We start from the raw sequence: 22,153 nt of genomic DNA on the forward strand, positions 1-22,153 counted from the left end.
ACTCACTCACTATAGATGCACAGTTGATAACCCACCCCTCTGACAGTTTTAATCAGATCGTCACCATTATCCAATTGAATTTTTTTCCTTAGTCTCGACACTCTGCGATCAATTGAACGATCGATACCATCGTATTCAAATCCTCTGAAATGGACTGAGGAAGTCTCTCATTAGCGCGGCTAACCCAATGTCATCTTCAACCACAGCAATCGTTTTCTTGCTGAGAATATCCATCATACTTGTATCTATCATCGAATTTAAAATGCTGAGTGATTCATTAAAATCATTTTATTTCAAATAGTTAAACCAGGTCTCAATCCTAATCTTGCCTGAATCCATCAATAATATACGCCTAGTATATCCATTCCATTTTTCGGTAACTGTGACGATTTGTGACACCCCCCTGATCACCACGCAGTCTCTCGTACATTCATGAGCAACTCAGTCACCGCGTATTGCACATCAAAAGCGCATAAAAAAGCCGGGATTAAATTCCCGGCTTTTACTGATCATTGATGATGTTGCTGAATGCCTATCCGATGTGAGTCAGACCACCCATATATTTGTGCAGCACTTCAGGAATCGCAATACGTCCATCCGCTTGTTGATTATTTTCCAAAATCGCAACCATGGTTCGACCAACAGCTAAACCAGAACCATTCAGGGTATGTACCAACTCTGGTTTTTTCTCACCTTTGCGGCGGAAACGAGCTTGCATCCGACGTGCCTGAAAATCCCACATGTTTGAACAAGATGAAATCTCACGATAAGTTTCCTGCGCAGGTACCCAGACTTCCAGATCGTAAGTCTTACGTGCCCCAAAGCCCATATCTCCGGCACACAAAATCACTTTACGGTAAGGTAACTCTAATAACTGCAACACTCTTTCAGCATGACCCGTCAGTTCTTCCAATGCATTCATCGAATCTTCAGGGCGTGTTATCTGTACCAGCTCAACCTTATCAAACTGGTGCATTCGGATCAGCCCCCGGGTATCACGACCATAAGAGCCGGCTTCAGAACGGAAACACGGTGTATGTGCCGTCATTTTCAGTGGGAGTTCAGCCTCATCCAAAATTGAGCCACGGACTAAGTTTGTCAGAGGCACTTCCGCAGTCGGAATCAGTGACAAGCGGCGTGGCTCTTCATCATTGACCTTTTCGGTCAACGGCTCGGTATGAAACAGGTCTTTACCGAACTTAGGCAATTGCCCGGTACCATACAAAGTATCGGCATTCACCAGATAAGGCACATACATTTCGGTATACCCATGCAGATCCGAGTGCAGGTCAAGCATAAACTGAGCAATCGCCCGGTGCAGACGAGCAAACTGGCCTTTCATTACGATAAACCGGGCACCGGTGATTTTCGTCGCGCTGGCGAAATCCAGTCCGTCACCCATTTCACCTAAGTCAACATGATCTTTGACTGCAAAATCGTATTGCTTCGGCTCACCCCAACGAGAAACTTCGACATTACTCTCTTCATCCAGACCATCAGGTGAAGCATCATCAGGGATATTCGGCACAGATAACGCAATATCTTCCAGCTGTTTCTGTACCTGCTCCAGTTCTGCTTTACGGGCATCTAAATCATTGCCCAGAGAACCGATTTGCTGTTTTACTGCTTCAGCACCTTCTTTATCACCCGCCGACATCAGTTGACCGATCTGTTTCGAAATGGAGTTGCGAGTGGATTGTAAATTTTCAACTTCGACTTGAATCGATTTACGCTGCTCTTCAAGTTGACGAATGGTCTCGACGTCGAGGGTGAATCCGCGACGCGCCAGTTTTATCGCTGTTTCATCCAGCTCTGTGCGAAGTAATTTAGAATCCAGCATTGCTAATCCTATGCTTAATGGGTTGTAAAAAAGCGCTCGGTGTTGTCCCAATCAGACGGCAACAACACAAAACGTCATGAAAATTGACATGCCCGGTTCCCTGACAGATAGCCCGACAGATAGCCTGAAGCAATTTGGGTATAAGAGATTAACGAAAAGTGGCTATTTTTCATAGCGCTTTCGTGTGCTTTTTGCGTCTAACTCAGCCAGATACTTGAGTTTCTCGTTGATTTTCCCTTCCAAGCCTCTTTCCGAGGGATGATAATAGCGAGTGCCAACCATTTCCGGCGGGAGATATCGCTCCCCGGCAGCATAAGCCCCCGGTTCATCGTGAGCATAGCGGTATTCATCACCATAGCCCATTTCTTTCATCAATTTCGTCGGGGCATTGCGTAAATGAAACGGCACTTCATATTCAGGTTCATCGCGGGCATCCGCCAATGCCTGCTTCCATGCTGTATACACGGCGTTACTCTTCGGCGCACACGCCAAATAAACCACCGCTTGGGCAATCGCCCTCTCACCTTCGGCCGGGCCGACACGCGTAAAACAGTCCCACGCAGATAAAGCGACCTGCATTGCCCTTGGATCAGCATTACCAATATCCTCGGAAGCAATTGCCAGCAAACGACGTGCAATATATAACGGATCACAGCCGGCAGCGATCATCCGTGCAGCCCAGTACAATGCACCATCAGGGTTTGAACCACGAATCGATTTATGAACCGCTGAAATCAGGTCGTACCAAATGTCTCCCTTATTATCAAAACGGGCGACTTTCTCACCGGCGACTTCTGCCAACAAGGACAGGTCGATAATTTTTTTGCCTGCCTCATCCTCATTGGCCATGTCATATAACAATTCCAAGTAGTTGAGCGCCATTCGCGCATCACCCTGAACCAATTCAGCCAGACGGTCTAACACCTGATCCTGAAAATCAGCAGCAATCCCACCGAATCCTCTCACTTCATCCGTCACTGCCTGTTGCAGGGCATCGGTAATATCTTGTGTATTGAGAGAGGTCAACTTATAAACCCGCGCTCGGGAGAGCAATGCGTTATTAAGCTCAAATGAAGGGTTCTCGGTCGTCGCACCGATAAAAGTGACCGTTCCGTCCTCAATATGTGGCAGAAAAGCATCCTGTTGCGATTTATTAAACCGATGCACTTCGTCCACGAATAAAATAGTGCGGAAACCTGCCAATTGATTTTCCCGGGCCCGTTCAATCGCAGCGCGAATATCTTTCACCCCGGAGGTTACCGCAGACACACGCTCAACACGAGCATTGGCATAGTTGCCTGCCAACTCCGCCAATGTCGTTTTACCGGTTCCCGGTGGCCCCCAGAGAATCATCGAGTGGAGATGACCACTTTCCAACGCCCTGCGCAGCGGCTTTCCCGGACCAAGGATATGTTGCTGACCGATGTATTGCTCGATCTGCTGTGGTCTCATCTTTGCTGCAAGCGGACGAAAATCTTCATCCCCAGAAAAATCTAAACTATAGTTATCCACAATGATGCTTATCCGTCATTCGTTAGAGCGACTGTTCTTTTGACACAATTTGTTCTTGTAACACAATTTATTCTTGTGAAGCTATTGCCGCTGATCATCCACTTCGACACCCGTGGGAATCTTGAACTGAAACAAATGGTTATCCGGCCGCTTCAGTTTGATTTGTTGAAACGAGAATAGACTTTTCTGCCCATCCTGTTCAATCACATCAAAACCTTTTACCACACCTTTTTTGTCAATTCGAATATGAAATTCCCCCTGCCGACTGTCTGTTGTTGTCGGAACAAGTGTAAATTCATTCCCTTGCTGCGAAACACGATAATGTTCCCAGTCTTGTTTGCGGTTTCTCGTCAGCAACACAAATGGTGTCTGCTCGGTTGCCTGAGATTGATTATAGATAGAGACCTGTTCTACAAAAGGATTGTAATACCAAACGGTTGTACCATCCGATACGAGTAGATTCTCATCCGGTGAAACCGTTTCCCAACGAAACAGACTCGGGCGGGCAATGTCCACTTTCCCTTCTCCCTGAGCAACGACATCACCATCTGGGCTGAGAACTTGCTGTTGAAAATGGGCACTGAATCCATCATTTAACGCAAGCCTCGTACTTAATTCATCCTTCGGATCCGCCAGTGCTGAAAAGCTACAGGCCATTGATATCAATAGAAAGAAGGCAACCAGTTTTTTCATGTGTTCTCCGTTGCTGAACAAATATGAATTGTTATTGATGGATATAGACCATTCTTTTCGGCTTTTTGTCATGTGTATGTCGAAAAAAATACGTCAGTTGAAAAAATGCCGTGCGATGGGCCAATCTCCAAGTCACCACACTCAAGTGAAATTACTCGGTTTGCAAGCAACACTGTTTAAATTTTTTACCGCTGCCGCACGGACAAGGATCATTTCTGCCGACCGTTTTATACGGGTTGACCCGGTGTGCCCGGGCACCACTTTGCTGTTCATCTGCAGCACAAGCGACTTCGTGAATCATCATGTCCAGATGACCTGTCATATCCGTAAGATATGGCGGTTCCTCTACTCCGGCTTCCTGCATTTGCTGACGCGTCCCGGATTCATCAATCGCCAGCATCAGCGTCGTCAGCAACGCCTGTAGCATGCGTTGTGTACCATCAGAGACGGAGGCCGTCTGCCAATGCTGTTCAGGAAGAGGCCATATCATCATAAATCCTTCCGCAAAATCAGCCAGCTCATCCCGATTCGCGACATCCAGAAAATCACTGACTGCATATTGGTTATGCAACAATGCTGAATACTGCTGCTGATAATGTGCGGTCAATGCTTGTTCTGCCACCTCAGTGACTTCTTCAGCAATCAGAGCAGACATCCATAAGTTCGCTTCTAGGGGCTGACAGGCCATATTGGCCGCAAGGATCGCGCCTTCAATAAAAAGAGGAGATTCCTCCGTCAGCAGTTCAGTTGCATTCAGCAATTGATAAGTCATGGTACTTCTTTCCTATTTTTCAGTCGCTGGGCATTATACCGAGAACGCGAATCAATGACACGTCGCGGAGAGATTCTGGCGTGACATTTGCGACGGACCCAATTACAATCGCGCGTCCTGATAGAAGAGCGGAAATTTATGCGTATTGTTCTGGGCCCGATGGAGGGTGTTCTCGATCATCTGATGCGAGAAATACTGACAGAAATGAATGATTATGACCTATGTGTGACAGAATTTGTCCGAGTGGTCCATCAGTTGTTGCCGAAACACGTTTTCTATCGTCTCTGTCCTGAACTGCACCACGGCTCCCGCACCCGTTCAGGCGTCCCCGTCAATATTCAATTACTCGGACAAGATCCGGACTGGATGGCGGAAAATGCTGCATTTGCTGCAGAACTCGGTGCACATGGTATTGATCTGAATTTCGGCTGTCCGGCAAAAACCGTTAACAAAAGCAAAGGTGGCGCTGCCCTCTTGGAGTTTCCGGAATTAATTTATCAGATCGTCAAAGCCTGCCGAGAAGCCGTCCCCGAGCAAATCCCCGTTTCAGCGAAAATCCGTTTAGGATTAGAAAATCCACAAGATTGCTTTGAAATAGTCGATGCCATTGAGCAGGCTGGCGCAAACGAACTGACCGTTCATGCTCGGACTAAAGCCGGTGGTTATAAAGCCAATGAAATCAAGTGGGAATATATTCAGCAGATTCGCCAAAAAACCCGTCTGCCATTAATTGCCAATGGTGAAATATGGGATGCTGCCGATGCACAACGATGTATTGATGTTACTGGCGCCGAGAGCCTAATGGTTTGCCGCGGAGCGTTAAATCGTCCGAATCTGGGCAACATGATCAAATACAATCATGCCCCGCTCTCCTGGCCTCAGGTCATCGAGCTCTTACTGATTTATTCTCGCTGTGAAGTGAATGGCGATAAGAGCAAATACTATTCAAGCCGGGTCAAACAGTGGTTTACTTATCTACGGCAAGCTTATCCTCAGGCAAATGCCTTATTCCGCGAGATCCGAACCCTGACAAGCGTAGAGCCGATTATTGAACGAATTAAACATCATCAATCTGAACAACCGCTGGAATCCGTGTAAGCTCGCTTTCGTGCCACACTCATCAACAACTTTAAAAAATCAGCTGATTTTTACCACTCTTTTTGGCGATGTATAATTTTTCATCGGCTGATTTCAAGATATCATCAATATCATGTAACTCAGAACAAGCCACTATTTCAACGCCACCGGAGATCGTGAAACCACCTTCAACAACGGTTCCAGACTCATCACACAACGCACCTTTCACACGAATTAATGTCTTCTTGAGATAACTTTTACGTTCAGCAGTCAGATACAGCACAAACTCTTCGCCACCATAACGGGCAACCGTATCGGTAGCACGAATATGACAGCGAATCTGATCACCGGTATAACGAATGACATCATCCCCGATATCATGACCAAAGTGATCATTGATCGCTTTAAAGTTATCAATATCAAACATCGCGATCGCGACATAAGACTGATGCGGTGAATGTTCAATAAAAGCTTGAAATCCGCGCCGATTGCGCAAGCCTGTCAATGGGTCCCGCACCGCCAGTCCTTCATAATAACTTTTCGCATGACGAGTATTCATAAACAGAAAAGACATGACAACCAGTACATACATGACAGTGATCAGTATTAATGTCTTTCGTTTCAGACTGACAAACTGATAAAGCTCATTCCCCCAATGCATATCGTAATACATGGCATGATGAAATGAGATCCCCTCATCCTGAAGGGAATGGGGTTGAAAAGCATTTGTTGGTAATGACTCTCTCTGTGTATCAATAAAATGCAGCTTACCCACAAAACGTTGGTTGGCATTCAATAGCTTGTCTAGCATGATATTCAGAGAGATGACCCCTTCAAATTGATGGTCCGAGTAAACCGGCAACATCAAAGAAATGAGGTTTTCTGTCGATTGCAACTCCTGAAGTATCGTCGGTCCACGAACTTTAATTGGTTGATTTTCGCCCAGATCCTGATACACATCCCAGCTTGGCGATTGAATCTGTTCGAGCACATCCGTCGTGGCATTCACCGACAGTGTATCAGGAGAAGAAATAATATAACCCGACGGATCAACATAATGAACGCCTATCAGATAATCATCCAGATCATGCAGCAATGAAATCACCGGGGCCAGTGCTATTCTGAACCCCACTTCGTGATAGAGTGAGCTATTCTTGTCGCACAGTGATTTATCACCAACGATAATGTATTCAAGCGCCCGCAGATGAGCATTGGGGCTGTCCCCTGCATCAATTTCCAGCTTTGGCCGCATATGGCATACGCCGTTCACAATCTTTGCCGTATGCGACAGTATCAAAGACTGACGGACTTTGATGTAATTATTCAAGCTATAATCCAAAATGGTCAACATCTTGGATGCGCGAAAGAATTCCCGTTCGATTCTTTCATACTCATCGCTCAGTTCTCTCTCCAATTGTCTGACATGCCCTTCAAATAGCATTCCTACAAGTGCAAAAGCAAAAACAAGCGGGGTCAGTAGTCGCCCTTTTATAGAAAAATATTTCTTCATTCACAAATATACACTAAGTAAGCGGTTGTTCTTTTAAGCTTAATACAAAGGAGAACAATAGGAATTCGAAAGGATCGACTTATATCAAAAATTGATATGAAAAGATAATAAGAATTGATTTTTGTTATATGATATTGGTGGATATGAAATGTGAGTTACCTTTCAAGATCTTAAATCTGTGTCCATACTATGTGGTATTTACAACCCCAGTACACATGTGATGAACTTCTGTAGTTGCCCATGTTTTTAGTTTCCTCTTACTTGTGGTGAATAAGAGATTTACTTCTAACATGGGCACTCCTTCGGGCAATAGCCCCAAGGGACAATCACCACCGCCCAAGGCGGTGGTTTAGAACTGACAATGAAAAAGACGCGCTATATTGCGCGTCTTTCTGGTTTAGACTTTCCACTTTAGAATATGAGCAGCAACAGACTCAACTCAAAAGTAAGCTATCATCAGCTAATGTTTCACCTCTGACTTTGGAAAACATATCCAGCAAGTCCGGCACATCCATATGTTGCCGTTGCTCTCCCGAAACATCGAGCACGATCTCACCTTGATGGAGCATAACCGTCCGATCACCGCAGGCCAGAGCATCTTTCATCGAATGTGTCACCATCATCACCGTCAGATTAAATTCTTTCACAATTTTATTCGTCAGATCGATAATAAATGCAGCCATACGGGGATCCAGTGCAGCCGTGTGTTCATCCAGTAGGAGTAACTTACTCTCTGCGAGAGTCGCCATCACCAAACTCACGGCTTGCCGCTGACCTCCGGAAAGCAGACCGATACTGTCACCAAGCCGATCTTCCAGACCCAGTCCCAAAATACTGATACGCTCTTGAAACAGCTGGCGCCGTTTGGAAGAAAGCGCATATTTCCAACTACGGTGGCTCCCCCGCTTGTAAGCCAGTGCCATATTCTCTTCAATGGTTAACGAGCCACAAGTTCCCGCAAGTGGATCCTGAAACACACGCGCACAGAAATTCGCGCGCTGATCAACACTTCGCCGCGTTACATCAGTATCATCAATCAACACTTTGCCACCGACCATGGGCGTTTCGCCCGTCACTGCGCCCAGTAGCGTTGATTTACCGGCACCATTTGAACCAATAACCGTCAAAAACTGATGTTCAGGTACTGTCAAAGACACCTCTTTCAAAGCACGGTTTTCCAGAATTGTGCCCGGATTAAAAGTGACTTGTATATTTTCTAGCCGAATCATGCAGCACCTCCGGCCCGGTTCGATTTCATTTTCTTCTTCATACGCGGCATGATAAGCGCAATCGCAACCAACACGGCCGTCACAAGATTCAGATCAGAAGCCTGCAAACCAAACATGCCTGAACTCAGCGCAAATGCGACAGCAAGGCGATAAAGCACTGAGCCAAGAATCACCGCGACCACGGCAACCCAGATACGTCTTCCGGGAATTAACGTTTGTCCCAGAATCACCGCCGCCAGCCCGACAACAATGGTGCCGACACCGGAAGTCACATCCGCAAAACTGTTAGTCTGCGCGAACAACGCACCAGCAAAACCGACAAAACCATTCGATAGCGCCAAGCCAAAATAAGTATAAAACGCGGTACTGCCACCCTGAGCTGCAACCATCCGCGCGTTCACACCCGTGGCTCGCAAACCTAAACCAAAATCGCTATTCAGCAGGCGGACAATGAATAAAGCGGATAGTAACACCAACACTCCAACGACCAGTGGACGGATGTACATCGGATCCCCCATCGCTTCAAATGGAGTCAAAATCGTATCTTCACCGATTAATGCCAAATTCGGACGTCCCATAATCCGAATATTGATTGAAAATGCGGCAATCATCGTGAGGATCGAAGCCAGTAAGTTTAAGATACCGAATCGAACCGTTAGAAAAGCAGTTACCCAGCCGGTCATCGCACCGGCAATGATGGCTAATCCGGTTGCGACCCACGGATTGATCCCCGCGACAATCGCTGTTGCAGCAACCGCTGCCCCCATCGGGAAACTGCCATCCACACTTAAATCCGGAAAATCAAGCACTCGAAACGTCAAATAAACGCCAAGTGCCACCAATCCATAAATTAGCCCTATCTCCAGAGCTCCAAAAAAGGCAAAAGCAGACATCCCATACTCCCTTTCTGCTTATTGATTTCGGGCTGGTCCACAGCCCGTTTATTGTTGTGACTATTTGATGCTGGTTGCACGATCCAGAACAGATTGAGGAATCTTGAAGCCCAGCTTATCCGCAACGGTTTTATTCACAACTAAGTCAGAACCTTTTGCGACAGTGACATCAATCGATCCCGGAGCTTTGCCATTCAGAATCTCGGCGACATAATTCGCAGTCTGCATACCAATCTGATAGTAATCAAAACCAAGACTCGCGATCGCCCCACGATCAACATAGGAAGTCGCCGCCCCAAAAACGGGCGTTTTCGCCTGATTGGCCGTCACTATCATCCCTTCGATAGCGCTGGCAACCGTATTATCGATTAAGGCATAAATGATGTCAGACTTCTCAACAATACTTTGCGTCGCAGACTGTACATCGGCACTTTTCAATGCGGTTGCTTCGACGAGTTTCAGGCCATTTTCTTTGACACTCTGCTTGAGAAGTTCGATCAAACTAACAGCGTTCGCTTCTCCGGGATTGTAAACAACACCGATAGTTTTGACGTCCGGCATCAATTCTTTAATCAACTCGACATGTTGTTTGACCGGAGATAAATCGGATAGCCCCGTCACGTTTTTCCCCGGATGCTGCATGGTTTTAACCAGCTTTGCCCCAATAGGATCAGTCACCGCAGTAAAAACAATGGGAATAGAACGGGTTGCGGAAACTAAAGCTTGAGCGGTTGGCGTTGCGATACCGACCAGAACATCCGGACGTTCTCCGACGAACTGTCTGGCGATCTGCACCGCTATCGCTGGGTTTCCTTGTGCGGTTTTGTATTCAAAATCCAGATTTTTTCCTTCAATATATCCTTTCGCTTTTAATCCATCCAGAAGCCCCTGACGGGTTGCATCCAAAGCTGGGTGTTCAACGATTTGTGACACGGCGACTTTTGCCGTTTTCGCCATAATATTGGTTGAGGAAATGAGCGCTGCTCCGGCCAGAACAGCGGTTACTGCAAGTTTTCCTGCTTTCATCGTGACTCCTTAAATCTAAGGCATTGAGTTTTAATGTTGTGTTTAATGTATTTGACTTGTTATTACTGCGTTACAAACTGCAATGAACAACATTATTACCAGCAAGTTACAGTAAAGGGAAGCGTGATTTATACCTTCGCTTACTCAGAAGAATAATATAGTGATAGATATATACATAAATCACGATCAGGCAGGGGGCAAATATAAAATAGATTTCATAGCCTTTGACAAAAGGCTATGAAATAGAAGAGGTGTCGATGAGCGAAATTAAAACCAGCGATCGAGAGCTGATTTATCCAATTGGCGAAATGCTTTATTTAATACCTGTGCTAACTCTTTGTATCTGGGTCTTGCCTTCATCGGTTCTAACGCAAAACCCGTCTCGACAATCTTTTGATACAGCTCGCGATACCACTCTGCCAAAGAAGGTGGCAATCGGGTGTTCGCTCGATTACCCAACCACCATATCCCTTGCAAGGGAAGGCTAATCGCAAACAGAGCAACGACAATCGCTTGCGGCACGGCTCCGATATTATGAAAAACCATTTGGGTCAGTACACTAATCGCTGCCACTGCTGGCATGACCTTCACCGCAAAACGAGTTGCTTTGATGATCCGCTGCTCGGGGAATATCGGGGCTAACTCTTTACGCATTGGCCAGATATCCATGTACTTTTGCCCATCTTTCAGATTATGAATCAATCCTGCGTTATGGCTCATTGGCATTTCTCACTCACTGGCAGACAAACTATAAGAATAATTGAAATCTTCAACTAATCCCGTAAAATCTTGTCCAAAATTAATATTTGTTCAATTTTTTTTGTTATAATGATCGAACATCGCTATCCTTTGCGCGCCTTACTCTCATTGTTGCCTTGATTTGTAATTTAAGCAACTTTGAAACTTAGTTAGGCGATAATAAAACGTGTAACCTTTAAGTCAATCACGATAGGTAGACGTAAGTTGATGTTTGTTTGACCAAGATTAGTTTATGACCCACTTTGTCATATTATTCTTGGAGCCGATTTTATCTAAACCGATTATACAGGTAGTTATTCATGTCAAAGCTAGTTTTAGTTTTAAACTGCGGTAGTTCTTCTCTAAAGTTCGCGATCGTTGATGCCGAAAATGGCAATGAGCACCTCACCGGTCTTGCTGAATGTCTCCACCTCCCAGAAGCTCGAATCAAATGGAAATTGGATGGCAAGCATGAAGCACAACTAGGAAATGGCGCTGCCCATGAAGAAGCTTTAGCTTTTATCGTTGAAACCATTCTCGCATCTAAACCAGAACTGGCAGACAATCTGGCAGCAGTCGGTCACCGAATTGTACATGGCGGAGAACACTTCACTCAATCCGTTTTGGTTGATGATTCCGTCCTGAAAGGTATCGAAGAAGCAGCCGCCTTTGCACCTCTGCATAACCATGCTCATGTTATCGGTATTAAAGCAGCACAAAAATCATTTCCAAGTCTGAAAAATGTCGTCGTGTTTGATACGGCGTTCCATCAGACCATGCCGGAAGAATCATTTTTATATGCACTGCCATATAAGCTCTATAAAGAACACGGTATCCGCCGCTATGGGATGCACGGCACATCTCACTTGTTTATCACGCGTGAAGTTGCGAAGCTTCTGGGTAAACCAAGCAACCAACTGAACATCATCAACTGCCACTTAGGCAATGGTGCTTCAGTGTGTGCGATCAAAAACGGTCAATCCGTCGACACGTCGATGGGACTTACCCCGCTGGAAGGTCTCGTGATGGGAACTCGTTGTGGTGATATTGATCCAGCCATTGTTTTTTATTTGCATGATGCGCTCGGCTACTCCGTTCAAGAAATCAACACCATGCTGACGAGAGAATCCGGATTGCTAGGTCTGACTGAAGTCACTTCTGACTGTCGTTACGTTGAAGAAAACTACGGTGTAAAAGAAGATGCAACCCGCGCAATGGATGTATTCTGTCATCGTCTGGCAAGATACGTTGCCGGTTACACCGCAAGTATGGATGGTCGTCTGGACGCCATCGTATTTACCGGCGGTATCGGTGAAAACTCAGCACCTATTCGTGAAATGGTGTTAAATCGTTTAAGCATTTTTGGTATTCAATTGAACCAAGAAGCGAACCTGAAAGCCCGCTTCGGTGGTGAAGGTACTATCACTACTGAAGAGAGTCGAATTCCAGCGATGGTCATCTCCACCAATGAAGAGTTGGTCATCGCTGAAGACACTGCAAGACTCGCAGGTCTGTAATGTCACACTGGCTAACTCGATGAGTTAGCCAGTTTTGTTCTGGGGCTTAACAACGTCTATACGTTAAGCTTTTTTCCTTTCTGCAATCAAATTTTCACTTGTATTGCAATCAATAGCTAAAGGTACTCTACTCATGTCTCGTACTATTATGCTGATCCCTATCAGTGCCGGTGTTGGTTTAACCAGTGTCAGTCTCGGGGTAATCCGCGCGATGGAGCGCAAAGGTGTTAAGGTCTCTTTTTTCAAGCCAATTGCCCAACCTCGTCACGGCGGAGACCAACCGGATCTGACGTCAGCCATTTTAAGTTCAAGCAGCGATATCAAAATCGCTGATCCCATGCAGATGTCAAAGGTTGAGACACTGATTGGTAGCGAACAGATGGATGTTCTCCTTGAGACCATCGTGGAAAGATATAATCAAGTGAACAAGGATTCCGAAGTCACGCTGATTGAAGGTCTTGTTCCAACACGGAAACATCCGTTTGCCAATCAAGTCAACGCTGAAGTTGCCAAAACCCTCGGTGCTGAAATTGTCTTTGTCGCCACACCGGGAACGGACAATCCAACACAATTGAAAGAACGGATTGAAGTTGCTTGTTCAAACTTCGGTGGCACGAAGAATAACAATATTTCTGGTGTTATCATCAACAAGCTCAACGCTCCCGTTGATGAAGACGGTCGTACCCGACCAGATTTGTCAGAAATTTTTGACGATAGTGATCAAGCCAAACAGACCAATCTTGAAGTCATGCAAATCTTCAATTCCAGTCCGATTCGGGTTCTGGGTTGCGTGCCATGGCGTATCGATCTGATTGCAACGCGTGCGATTGATATGGCGAAGCACCTCAATGCAGAAATCATCAACAAAGGTGAAATCAACACGCGCCGGATCAGAAGTATTACTTTCTGTGCCCGCTCGCTACCAAACATGATTGAGCATTTCAAACCGGGTTCGCTATTAGTTACTTCAGCGGATCGCCCTGACGTCATGGTCGCCGCAGCATTGGCAGCAATGAATGGGGTTGATATCGGTGCAGTTCTCCTGACCGGTGGTTACGATATGCCTGAGACAATCATGAACCTATGTCGTCCGGCATTTGAATCGGGGCTACCGATCTTCAAAGCGCAGGGTAACACCTGGCAAACATCACTGAACTTACAGAGTTTCAGCCTCGAAGTGCCAGCAGATGACAAAGAACGGATCGAATTCGTCAATGAGCATGTTGCCAGTCATATCGACGGGCCGTGGATCGATTCCCTGACTGAAGGTACGCAAGGTGTCCGTCGCCTCAGTCCGCCGGCTTTCCGTTATCAGCTAACTGAATTTGCACGTCGTGCGAACAAACGTATTGTTTTGCCTGAAGGTGATGAACCTCGCACCGTCAAAGCAGCATCGATTTGTGCTGAGCGCGGCATTGCAGAGTGTGTCCTGCTGGGTCATCCAGAAGAGATCAAACGCGTCGCCATTCAACAAGGTGTTGAGTTGGGTACAGGTATCACTATCATCAACCCGAGTGATGCCCGTGAACAGTACGTCGAACGTTTAGTTGAACTGCGTAAGAACAAAGGTATGACCGAAGTTGTCGCCAGAGAGCAGTTACAAGATACGGTTGTTCTGGGAACGATGATGCTGGAAAAAGGTGAAGTTGACGGCTTGGTTTCCGGTGCTGTACATACAACGGCAAATACAATTCGCCCACCATTACAGCTGATTAAGACCGCACCGAATGCTTCGCTCGTGTCTTCAATCTTCTTCATGTTGCTTCCGGATCAGGTTCTGGTTTATGGGGACTGTGCTATCAACCCGGATCCTAATTCAGAACAACTGGCTGAAATTGCAATTCAATCTGCTGATTCAGCGACTGCGTTTGGTATTGAGCCGCGTGTTGCAATGATTTCTTACTCGACAGGAACTTCTGGTCAGGGTGCGGATGTTGATAAAGTTCGTGAAGCAACACGCATCGCACAAGAAAAACGTCCTGATTTAATCATTGATGGCCCGCTTCAATACGATGCAGCAATCATGGAAAATGTTGCCGCGTCGAAAGCACCAGACTCACCGGTTGCAGGTAAAGCGACGGTATTTGTCTTCCCTGATCTGAATACCGGTAATACAACCTACAAAGCGGTACAGCGCTCTGCTGATTTGGTCTCTATCGGTCCAATGCTGCAAGGTATGCGTAAACCGGTTAACGATCTGTCTCGTGGTGCTCTGGTAGACGATATTGTCTACACCATCGCTCTGACAGCGATTCAGGCGAGCCAAGAACAGAAATAATCTCTGGTTCGTAAAAAAAGCCCTCACTTCAATTTTGAAGCGAGGGCTTTTTATATTTATATACAATATTCAGACTCATCAGATATCAGCGCTGATATCTGCTCGTCATTAAGTAAGATGCGCTCTGCCATGCGGAGAAAGTAAATCCAACTCTGGTCCGGCGGGAACCACCTGTGTCGGATTAATCCCTGTATGGCTAAAATAATAATGCCGCTTGATATGATAAAAATCTGTCGTGTCTTGAATCCCCGGCATTTGATACAACTCTTTCAGATAACCGGACAAATGTTCGTAATCTGCAATACGCCGTTTATTACATTTGAAATGTCCGACATAAACTGCATCAAAACGAATTAATGTCGTAAATAACCGCCAATCCGCTTCGGTCAACTGATTACCAACCAGATAACGGCTACCGGCAAGGTGAGCATCGATCTTATCCAGTTCCTCAAATAACGATTCATACGCTTCTTCATAAGCATCCTGAGTGGTTGCAAACCCACAGCGGTAAACACCATTATTCACATTCGGATAGATGCGGTCATTCCACTGATCAATCGCTGCTTGTAATGCTTTCGGATAAAAATCCAGCGAATTTCCTGTCAGGTGGTTAAACTCACGGTTAAACATCCGGATGATCTCAGATGACTCATTACTCACAATTGTATTAGTCTTTTTATCCCAAAGGACTGGAACGGTCACCCGACCGGTATAATCCGGTTTTGCTCGCGTATAGATCTGATGTAAGCGGGTATGACCGAAAAGCGGCTCAGGAATTCCGAATGTCCACCCTTCAGACATCATATCCGGACAAACGATCGTAACATCAATATGATCATTTAACGCTTTAAGCTGACGGAAAATCAGGGTGCGATGCGCCCACGGACAAGCAAGAGAAACATACAGGTGGTAACGTCCGGATTCTGGCTGAAACAGCGCATCAGGATCATGCCTGATCCAACTGCGAAACCCTGCATCCTCACGAACAAAACGCCCTTGTTGGCTCTTTGTGTCGTACCAAACATCATGCCATGTACCTTCAATAAGCTTTCCCATAAATCCCCCCCTTATCTCTGTATAGGCGGATTATAAGAAAATACAACCCGATTCAACACTCATCATCTCTGGCTTTCATATTCAAATAATTCGAATGAGCGACCAACGACATCTAAATAAACAGTATTTCAATAAAAAGCATAAAAATAAACCACCGACAATAAACCATATTATTCACACTATTTTAAAACCGCATTAAATAACCACAAAAACAGGATTAAAAATATAAAAATATCATTTTTAAAATGAGATAAAATAATGAAAAATTCACATTAAAAAATTAATGGGATAATAATTTAACGGTTGAAAAATAAATCAATCCCGCTATCAAACAAGACCTTATCACGCAGCTATCCATAAGCGCTAAAAGCAAGAGGATAATGTCTCTCAATACCACCACAAACTGAACATAACATGCTGATAAATATCAATAATATAATTTAACTATCTTCATAATAACACGTGATATGTTTGATTGATTCAGGTAAAATAATAATCGTAAAGTATACAGGAGACATCACAGTGAATACGATATGGTTAACCGGAGATGCTGTCGTTGATTTAATCCCTGACGGTGAATCTCATTATTTAAGATGCCCGGGAGGGGCACCAGCAAATGTCGCTGTTGCTATCGCTCGTTTAGGTGGGAAAAGTGCATTCTTTGGCCGCGTCGGTTTTGACCCGATGGGTAAATTTATGCAACAGGTCTTGACGGAAGAATCGGTCAACACCGATTATTTATTACTTGATAAAGTACAGCGAACTTCCACTGTCGTCGTCGATTTGGATGATCACGGTGAACGTAGTTTCACATTTATGGTAAAGCCAAGCGCTGATCAATTTTTAACTACCGATGATATCCCGCAGTTTCAACAAAATGAATGGTTGCATGTGTGTTCCATTGCGCTGGCAAATGAACCGAGTCGAAGTTCGACACTCGCTGCCATTCAACAGATCAAACAAGCCGGTGGCTCATTCAGTTTTGATCCCAATTTGAGAGAAGAAGTCTGGTCAAACCCTGAAGAAATGATTCCGACCGTTATGCAAGTCGTACATCAAGCTGACGTAGTCAAATTTTCCGCAGAAGAACTCACTTTACTGACAGAAACAGCAACCATTGAAGCGGGTCTGCAAGCATTGGCTGAATTTTCTATCCCATTGATTGTGATCACATTAGGCGCAGAAGGGACACTCATTGTCAGTCAGGGAGAGCAGATCAAAGTCCCCAGTCGTCCAGTAAATGTTGTCGATACCACTGGTGCCGGAGATGCATTTGTTGGGGGGATGCTCTGCCGTTTATCTGAGTTCGAACAGTGGAAAAACCGAGCAACGATCATTGATGCCGTCACATGGGGTAATTGCTGCGGCGGTCTGGCAACCACACACAAAGGCGCTATGACTGCTTTGCCACATCGTCATAAACTACTTGAACTAATTAAGCGTTAATGTACTTGTACTTCAGATAAAAACGGGTGAAGCGGTTACTTCACCCGTCAAAAGAAAGATGCTATGAACGATAAGGCGTGACTGGCGCCTGAAGTTCGTAAACCTGTAAATTCGCTGTGGCATCTTTTACGGACAGTCGTGTGGCAGACTCAGGTGTAAAGACCCGAGTCGTCATCACGGCTTCTCCATGATTGATAAAAATTTCCAGTGACGAGTTATCAGCTAGAATCTGTAACGCAACACTGCCGGAAGATAATTCAACTTCACGGACAGTATCCCCCTCTTCAATTTGAGTATGGGTGCGATCAAGCAATAAACGATGTTTAATCGGATCAAGATAAATCTCAATATAGTATTGCTCGTCTTCAAATAAGCGAAGCCGACTTCCCCACTCAAGTTCTGCAAGCAGCTCAAACGTTTTGGTGTTCAGATCGACAGCATCATTTTCTAAGCAAATATCATGTAATTCGCCTCGTAGCGCTGCCAACTCCCGTAAAGGATGCTGAACAATCTTACCACCGACGAATTCAAGCTCACGCAACGCTGTTAGCTGGTGAATCCAACCAGAACGACAAGTTGGGTGCTTCAGTTCATCCGGTAATCCCATCCAGCCGCACATCACTCGTCGTCCATCTGGCGTTTCCATACTCTGCGGTGCATAAAAATCAAAGCCGTAATCCAACACTTGCAGCTTAGAAATTGAGATTTCATCCTGCGCGTTGAATGACACCTGAGCAATACGATTCTGATGCGGGACGGTATTCAATTCACTTTCAGACTGAATGCCTTGCGGTGCAAAAACGAAGCAATCCTGACCATTCAAATTGAAAATATCCGGGCATTCCCACATATAACCGAAATCACCAAGCTCATGACCATATAGATTATCGAATTGCCAGTGACGGAGATCTGTAGAATGGTAGACAGCTAAACGACCTTGCATCGCTGTCGTTTGTGTTCCGAGAAACATCATCCATTTGCCATTTCGGTAAATTATCTTCGGATCTCGCGTGTGCTCAGTTACGCCCGGTGGTAATTCACGAATCACAGGACCAATTTTATGTAGCGGCTCTCCCGCTCGTGAAATCGCGGCACACTGCATGGTCTGACGAAAGCGCTCTTCACCCAGCCGGACATTCCCCGTGTAAAAGACCATCAATTCCTTATCCAGACTGACGGCATGACCAGAATAAACGCCATGACTATCAAACCAATCTGACGGTGTCAGTGCAACATCACCCCAGTGCCAATTCAGTAAATCATCACTCAGAGTATGAACCCAATATTTATCCGTATGGGCACAGCCAACTGGAGACCACTGGTAGAATAAATGGTACTGCCCGTCATGGAAGATAAATCCATTCGGATCATTCAATAACCCACGAGGGGGAGCGATATGCCAAGACGGACGATAATGACAAGCCACAGGTTGTGCCAAATCGATCAGTTGTGTTCTTTGCTGCGCTTCAATGGCTCTTCCAAGACGGAATAAAGCTTCTTCATTCACTGTTTCATCAGATAAATCGGTGAGATGCCATTCTCCCAATACTTCTTCAAGTACAACACCAGCAGGCAAATCCTGAATAACATCCGGATTTCGGACAGCGAGAGAAACATGATGTTCTGGCAATAGTACCCGGTAGATATTACTGACGCCGCCAGCCAGCTCGATGAGGTCTTCTAAGCACATGTATCGATAATCCTATATTTCTGGGAACGTTCTCAAATTATAGATCTGTTCAAAAAATGCAAGAGAACATGATGAATTGGTCATACCAAATTCATATTATGTGAACATCAGCACAACTCTACATGAATCAACAGGTTTCACGACTAATATTCTCGAAGGTCAGCACCACTTTGCTCATTTCTTTGCCTCGCCCCTCGATTCGGTCAAGCAGCATTCTTGCTGCATTTTCTCCGGCTTTGTCGAAGGCGTAGTTAAACGTTGAAAGTGATGGACTACTGATATACGCCAGCTCATCATTACCAACCCCCAACACTTTGACCTGCTCTCCTGCTGAAACCCCCATCTCCCGCATCGCCTTTATCGCCCCGACAGCAATTCGGTCTGTTGCACAAAATAGTCCATCGGTTGCCGGATATGTCTGTAGAAACTCACGTGCCAGCAGATAACCAGACTCAATCGAGAAGTCACCGTGGGCATGAAAGATGACTTGTTGATGATGCATTTGCAAAGACTTCTCCAGCCCCTGAGATCGAAGCTCATCGACGGCCAAGTCATCCGTTTGTACACCAATAAACCCAATCTGTTGGCATCCTTGCGCGAGTAAACGTTGCCCGGCTTCGTAGCCGACGCGAAAATCATCATGGATAATACTGGGAATGTCATATAAAGAACCATCCTGACCGATGAGTACCACAGGGACGGATGACTGTTGGATAGCCTTAATCAATGGCATATCCAAATGTGTCGCAAAAAATACAATACCTTCCACCCGCTTTTGGTTAAAAATCTGGATATACTCAAGCTCTTTACTATGATTCTGATGGGTATTGGCCAGCAGAACATGTTTTCCCGCAGGTTCAAAAATGGCCGTCAAGCCATCGACACCCTGTGCAGTTGCGTGAGATGAGACCCGAGGTACAATGACGCCGATCAAATTCGTTTTCTGGGATTTTAAATCCTTCGCAACCTGATTTACGACATAACCACACTGAGAAACAGCTTCTAATACTTTGATTTTAGTCGCTTCTTTCACGCCATATTCATTATTAATCACACGCGAAACTGTTGATTTTGAAACACCAGCTAACCTTGCGACATCATGTAAACTCGCCATTCCACTTCCTCATACCTTTGGAATCAATTGCAATCACACCCAGGTGTCTACAAAAAAATTGGAGATAAAATGTCACCTTCAGTCGTGACAACGTGATTTTACCCTTGTTTTCATCATAATTCGTCGTTCTATTAGCGATCTGACTCACATAATACTCCACATGGTTTTGACCATTTGTTAATTATTGACAAAAATTCAAATTGCAAACGTTCCCAAAACATAAAATTATTTGTACACAAGAATGTAATCCAATAACAAAATCGGAGTAAGTTATGGACTATCCAGTCATCGCGAAACAGCTACTAGAGCATCTGGGTGGCAAACAAAACATCCAAGCATTAGCACATTGCGCAACTCGTTTAAGACTAGCACTCAAAGACGAGTCTGTGATTGATGAAGATGCAATTAGTGAAATCGAAGGCGTCAAAGGTCAATTTAAAGTCGCAGGGCAATACCAAATCATTTTTGGTTCCGGGATTGTCAATCAAGTATATGCAGCCATGTCAAAAGCAACCGGAATGGCTGATATGTCAACCAATGATGTTGCACAAGCTGGTGCCCAAAAACAGAATATTGTCCAACGTGCCGTAAAAGGTTTGTCTGACATTTTCGTCCCTATTATTCCTGCGATTGTTGCCGGCGGTTTATTGATGGGGATATTTAATGTCCTGACCGCGAAAGGCCTGTTCATTGATGGCCAGTCATTGATTGACGCCAATCCGGGACTGGCTGACCTTGCCAGCATGATCAATACCTTTGCCAATGCGCCATTTGTTTATTTACCTATTTTACTGGCATTCTCCGCAACCAAGAAATTCGGAGGTAACCCATTCCTCGGTGCTGCACTCGGGATGTTGATGGTTCACCCGGATTTACTCAATGGTTGGGGATTTGGTAGTGCGTCCGTTCACGGTACAATTCCGACATGGAATATTTTAGGCTTCGAGATTCAGAAGGTCGGCTATCAAGGCTCGGTACTCCCGGTTCTTGTTTGTGCATTCATTCTGGCAAAGATTGAAAATAGCCTGCGGAAAGTTATCCCTTCCGTTCTGGATAATCTGCTCACACCACTACTGGCACTATTCGTGACTGGCTTCCTCACTTTCACAGTTGTTGGCCCGTTCACCCGAGATTTAGGTTTCTTATTAGGTGACGGTCTAAACTGGTTATACGAATCAGCAGGTTTCATCGGTGGAGCAATTTTTGGCTTGATCTATGCGCCTTTCGTGATTACCGGTATGCATCACAGTTTCATTGCGATTGAAACGCAACTTTTGGCTGATGTCGCAGTCACAGGCGGTACATTTATCTTCCCAATCGCAGCAATGTCCAATGTTGCTCAAGGGGCGGCATCTCTTGCTGTCGGTATGATGACCCGAGACCAAAAACTGAAAGGAATTGCAATTCCATCAGGGATTACAGCACTACTCGGTATCACAGAACCTGCAATGTTCGGGGTTAACTTAAAAATGCGCTATCCTTTCATTGCAGCTATCACCGGTTCGGCGGTCTCCAGCGCTTTCATTACCTTTTTCCATGTAAAAGCACATGCACTGGGAGCTGCTGGTTTACCGGGAATTATTTCCATCAATCCGGCAAAACTCAGCTATTATATAATTGGTATGGCAATTTCGTTTATCATTGCCTTCGGGTTAACTTATGCCCTGGGTGTGAGAAACAAAGCAAAACAGCAAACGAAAGCTGCGGCTTAAACTCTCACCTCTCCCCCAAGCCCATCAATGATGGGCTTTTTTTTAAACCG

At 45.3% G+C, this 22,153-nt stretch carries 17 protein-coding genes and 2 pseudogenes; 5 read left to right on the forward strand and 14 right to left on the reverse strand.

All coding sequences use genetic code 11. The features are described 5' to 3' along the window. Window positions 1–2: 2 nt before the first annotated feature. The 5 genes and pseudogenes from MKS89_RS09665 to MKS89_RS09685 form a co-directional block, all read right to left on the reverse strand. Window positions 3–152: pseudogene (locus MKS89_RS09665) on the reverse strand (winged helix-turn-helix domain-containing protein); the annotation flags it as partial. A 380-nt stretch (window positions 153–532) separates the two neighbouring features. Further along, entirely contained in the window at window positions 533–1,840 is a 1,308-nt protein-coding gene (gene serS / locus MKS89_RS09670) for a serine--tRNA ligase (RefSeq protein WP_072958722.1), read from the reverse strand. A 162-nt stretch (window positions 1,841–2,002) separates the two neighbouring features. Then, the gene (locus MKS89_RS09675; RefSeq protein WP_072958724.1) at window positions 2,003–3,352 is read right to left on the reverse strand and encodes a replication-associated recombination protein A; all 1,350 of its coding nucleotides are present in this window, start codon (window positions 3,350–3,352) and stop codon (window positions 2,003–2,005) included. Window positions 3,353–3,433: 81 nt separating this feature from the next. Continuing rightward, on the reverse strand, window positions 3,434–4,045 hold the full coding sequence (lolA, locus tag MKS89_RS09680) for an outer membrane lipoprotein periplasmic chaperone LolA (protein ID WP_072958726.1): 612 nt from the start codon (window positions 4,043–4,045) through the stop codon (window positions 3,434–3,436). 151 nt (window positions 4,046–4,196) lie between these two features. Beyond that, complete coding sequence (locus MKS89_RS09685; RefSeq protein ID WP_072958728.1) at window positions 4,197–4,817, reverse strand: YecA family protein; 621 nt, start codon at window positions 4,815–4,817, stop codon at window positions 4,197–4,199. Window positions 4,818–4,955: 138 nt separating this feature from the next. Here MKS89_RS09685 and dusC point away from each other — a divergent pair, with 138 nt between their 5' ends. Further along, entirely contained in the window at window positions 4,956–5,915 is a 960-nt protein-coding gene (dusC, locus tag MKS89_RS09690) for a tRNA dihydrouridine(16) synthase DusC (protein WP_072958731.1), read from the forward strand. 31 nt (window positions 5,916–5,946) lie between these two features. Here dusC and MKS89_RS09695 read toward each other — a convergent pair whose 3' ends face one another. From MKS89_RS09695 to yfbV, 6 genes and pseudogenes are all read right to left on the reverse strand, one after another. Continuing rightward, window positions 5,947–7,404 carry a sensor domain-containing diguanylate cyclase gene (locus MKS89_RS09695; protein ID WP_072958733.1) on the reverse strand — a complete coding sequence of 486 codons (1,458 nt, stop codon included), beginning with the start codon at window positions 7,402–7,404 and terminating at the stop codon, window positions 5,947–5,949. 154 nt (window positions 7,405–7,558) lie between these two features. Continuing rightward, window positions 7,559–7,646: pseudogene (locus MKS89_RS09700) on the reverse strand (IS200/IS605 family transposase); the annotation flags it as partial. A gap of 192 nt (window positions 7,647–7,838) precedes the next feature. Then, window positions 7,839–8,633: an ABC transporter ATP-binding protein gene (locus MKS89_RS09705; RefSeq protein WP_072958736.1), complete on the reverse strand. Its 795-nt coding sequence runs from the start codon at window positions 8,631–8,633 to the stop codon at window positions 7,839–7,841. Continuing rightward, the gene (locus tag MKS89_RS09710; RefSeq protein WP_072958738.1) at window positions 8,630–9,526 is read right to left on the reverse strand and encodes an ABC transporter permease; all 897 of its coding nucleotides are present in this window, start codon (window positions 9,524–9,526) and stop codon (window positions 8,630–8,632) included. Before MKS89_RS09710 ends, MKS89_RS09705 begins: the two co-directional genes overlap by 4 nt. Before the next feature lie 60 nt (window positions 9,527–9,586). Further along, entirely contained in the window at window positions 9,587–10,552 is a 966-nt protein-coding gene (locus MKS89_RS09715) for an ABC transporter substrate-binding protein (protein WP_072958741.1), read from the reverse strand. 267 nt (window positions 10,553–10,819) lie between these two features. After that, window positions 10,820–11,272 (reverse strand): terminus macrodomain insulation protein YfbV, encoded by a 453-nt coding sequence (gene yfbV / locus MKS89_RS09720; RefSeq protein WP_072958873.1) that lies wholly within the window; start codon window positions 11,270–11,272, stop codon window positions 10,820–10,822. 338 nt (window positions 11,273–11,610) lie between these two features. Here yfbV and MKS89_RS09725 point away from each other — a divergent pair, with 338 nt between their 5' ends. Both MKS89_RS09725 and pta read left to right on the forward strand, forming a co-directional pair. After that, window positions 11,611–12,807 (forward strand): acetate kinase, encoded by a 1,197-nt coding sequence (locus tag MKS89_RS09725; RefSeq protein WP_072958744.1) that lies wholly within the window; start codon window positions 11,611–11,613, stop codon window positions 12,805–12,807. Between the two features lie 133 nt (window positions 12,808–12,940). Further along, window positions 12,941–15,085 (forward strand): phosphate acetyltransferase, encoded by a 2,145-nt coding sequence (pta, locus tag MKS89_RS09730; RefSeq protein ID WP_072958747.1) that lies wholly within the window; start codon window positions 12,941–12,943, stop codon window positions 15,083–15,085. A gap of 108 nt (window positions 15,086–15,193) precedes the next feature. On the opposite strand, the gene MKS89_RS09735 is transcribed toward pta, so the two are convergent. After that, window positions 15,194–16,141: a glutathione S-transferase family protein gene (locus MKS89_RS09735; RefSeq protein WP_072958750.1), complete on the reverse strand. Its 948-nt coding sequence runs from the start codon at window positions 16,139–16,141 to the stop codon at window positions 15,194–15,196. A gap of 522 nt (window positions 16,142–16,663) precedes the next feature. Here MKS89_RS09735 and cscK point away from each other — a divergent pair. After that, complete coding sequence (cscK, locus tag MKS89_RS09740; RefSeq protein ID WP_072958753.1) at window positions 16,664–17,587, forward strand: fructokinase; 924 nt, start codon at window positions 16,664–16,666, stop codon at window positions 17,585–17,587. Window positions 17,588–17,648: 61 nt separating this feature from the next. On the opposite strand, the gene MKS89_RS09745 is transcribed toward cscK, so the two are convergent. Both MKS89_RS09745 and MKS89_RS09750 read right to left on the reverse strand, forming a co-directional pair. Beyond that, window positions 17,649–19,277 carry a glycoside hydrolase family 32 protein gene (locus MKS89_RS09745; protein ID WP_072958756.1) on the reverse strand — a complete coding sequence of 543 codons (1,629 nt, stop codon included), beginning with the start codon at window positions 19,275–19,277 and terminating at the stop codon, window positions 17,649–17,651. Between the two features lie 127 nt (window positions 19,278–19,404). After that, entirely contained in the window at window positions 19,405–20,391 is a 987-nt protein-coding gene (locus MKS89_RS09750) for a LacI family DNA-binding transcriptional regulator (RefSeq protein WP_072958759.1), read from the reverse strand. A gap of 272 nt (window positions 20,392–20,663) precedes the next feature. Here MKS89_RS09750 and MKS89_RS09755 point away from each other — a divergent pair, with 272 nt between their 5' ends. Continuing rightward, window positions 20,664–22,103 (forward strand): sucrose-specific PTS transporter subunit IIBC, encoded by a 1,440-nt coding sequence (locus MKS89_RS09755; protein WP_072958762.1) that lies wholly within the window; start codon window positions 20,664–20,666, stop codon window positions 22,101–22,103. The last annotated feature ends 50 nt before the right edge of the window (window positions 22,104–22,153 follow it).

This window comes from Vibrio gazogenes (genome assembly GCF_023920225.1).
Taxonomy (GTDB): domain Bacteria; phylum Pseudomonadota; class Gammaproteobacteria; order Enterobacterales; family Vibrionaceae; genus Vibrio; species Vibrio gazogenes.

Excerpts from the sequence above, each read along its gene's own strand:
- dusC (WP_072958731.1), top strand. The coding sequence starts at position 4,956 with ATGCGTATTGTTCTGGGCCCGATGGAGGGTGTTCTCGATCATCTGATG.
- MKS89_RS09735 (WP_072958750.1), bottom strand. The coding sequence starts at position 16,141 with ATGGGAAAGCTTATTGAAGGTACATGGCATGATGTTTGGTACGACACA.
- MKS89_RS09750 (WP_072958759.1), bottom strand. The coding sequence starts at position 20,391 with ATGGCGAGTTTACATGATGTCGCAAGGTTAGCTGGTGTTTCAAAATCA.
- MKS89_RS09755 (WP_072958762.1), top strand. The coding sequence starts at position 20,664 with ATGGACTATCCAGTCATCGCGAAACAGCTACTAGAGCATCTGGGTGGC.
- pta (WP_072958747.1), top strand. The coding sequence starts at position 12,941 with ATGTCTCGTACTATTATGCTGATCCCTATCAGTGCCGGTGTTGGTTTA.
- MKS89_RS09695 (WP_072958733.1), bottom strand. The coding sequence starts at position 7,404 with ATGAAGAAATATTTTTCTATAAAAGGGCGACTACTGACCCCGCTTGTT.
- MKS89_RS09710 (WP_072958738.1), bottom strand. The coding sequence starts at position 9,526 with ATGTCTGCTTTTGCCTTTTTTGGAGCTCTGGAGATAGGGCTAATTTAT.
- yfbV (WP_072958873.1), bottom strand. The coding sequence starts at position 11,272 with ATGAGCCATAACGCAGGATTGATTCATAATCTGAAAGATGGGCAAAAG.
- lolA (WP_072958726.1), bottom strand. The coding sequence starts at position 4,045 with ATGAAAAAACTGGTTGCCTTCTTTCTATTGATATCAATGGCCTGTAGC.
- MKS89_RS09725 (WP_072958744.1), top strand. The coding sequence starts at position 11,611 with ATGTCAAAGCTAGTTTTAGTTTTAAACTGCGGTAGTTCTTCTCTAAAG.
- MKS89_RS09745 (WP_072958756.1), bottom strand. The coding sequence starts at position 19,277 with ATGTGCTTAGAAGACCTCATCGAGCTGGCTGGCGGCGTCAGTAATATC.
- MKS89_RS09685 (WP_072958728.1), bottom strand. The coding sequence starts at position 4,817 with ATGACTTATCAATTGCTGAATGCAACTGAACTGCTGACGGAGGAATCT.
- serS (WP_072958722.1), bottom strand. The coding sequence starts at position 1,840 with ATGCTGGATTCTAAATTACTTCGCACAGAGCTGGATGAAACAGCGATA.
- MKS89_RS09715 (WP_072958741.1), bottom strand. The coding sequence starts at position 10,552 with ATGAAAGCAGGAAAACTTGCAGTAACCGCTGTTCTGGCCGGAGCAGCG.
- MKS89_RS09705 (WP_072958736.1), bottom strand. The coding sequence starts at position 8,633 with ATGATTCGGCTAGAAAATATACAAGTCACTTTTAATCCGGGCACAATT.